The 1,062-nt window shown below is 43.1% G+C and carries 1 protein-coding gene; it reads right to left on the bottom strand.

Annotation, left to right across the window (positions count from 1 at the left end; all coding sequences use genetic code 11):
• Positions 1-1,062: hypothetical protein (locus ABHC48_RS04345; protein WP_195699165.1), on the bottom strand; the 1,062-nt coding region annotated here is incomplete at both ends.

The following is a 1,062-nucleotide window of genomic DNA, read 5'->3' as shown; positions in this document are numbered from 1 at the left end:
GGCTGTTGTTTCAGCTGTAGTATCCAGAAGCACATACAGGTTATCTGCATTTTGGTCTTCCCGGATCTTATAACCGCTGAAGGTAACTTTTAGGTTTTCACCAGGTGTTTCCTGTTCAAACTTAAAGACACCGTCTGTCAGTTCCAGATTTTCCAGTTTCATACCGTCACCGGCACGTGTCAGTTCATAGGTTCCGGTGGTGGTAACATTACCTTTTTCGTAATCACGGCTGTCGGCTTTACAGCTTACGCGGACACCAATCTGCGTTCTTACTGGAAGGTCAAATTCTACAGGAAGATAAATGTTGGTTTCAGAAGGCGTAAATACAACCGTATAATTTGCATTATCGGTTCCGTTATTTTCTCCAGATGGTTTTACTTCCGGAGTCTTCCAGCTGAATTCCCCTGTTACTTCCAGCCCATTCCATGTTACTTTTCCGCCTTTCAGGACGCAGTCAGATAACGGTTTCTGATATTCCAGAATGTTCGTTTCAGGTTTCGTTCCTAGCTCCGGTGTAAGCTTTCTTATTACAGCCTGATAGGTTCCGGTTTCTGTATAGGTATTCCCAGTCGAGGTTGTAACTACTGCTTCAATGGCCAGGGTATATGTGTAAGCATTCGCCAGAGGTTCTCCTTTGTCCTGAATCTTTGCCGTAATGGAGATCAGGTTCTGGTATTCTTTTAGGAATTCATTTTGTCCCAATGCTTCGTTAATAACAGAAACCGTGGAGTTTTCTACCTTTTCTTCCATATTTTCTATTGGCAGATAATTTTCAATGGAATCCTCATAATCTCCGTTAATTATTTCTATCAGCTGGGACAAAATCTGATCCGTCGGAACTGGCTCACGGATACTTGCTGTTGTTTCAGCTGTAGTATCCAGAAGCACATACAGGTTATCTGCATTTTGGTCTTCCCGGATCTTATAACCGCTGAAGGTAACTTTAAGGTTTTCACCAGGTGTTTCCTGTTCAAACTTAAAGACACCGTCTGTCAGTTCCAGATTTTCCAGTTTCATACCATCGCCTGCACGTGTCAGTTCATAGGTTCCGGTGGTGGTAAC

This window comes from Ruminococcus sp. 1001136sp1 (genome assembly GCF_039841815.1).
GTDB lineage: Bacteria > Bacillota > Clostridia > Lachnospirales > Lachnospiraceae > Blautia_A > Blautia_A faecis.
This window is presented reverse-complemented; position numbering and strand designations above follow the sequence as displayed.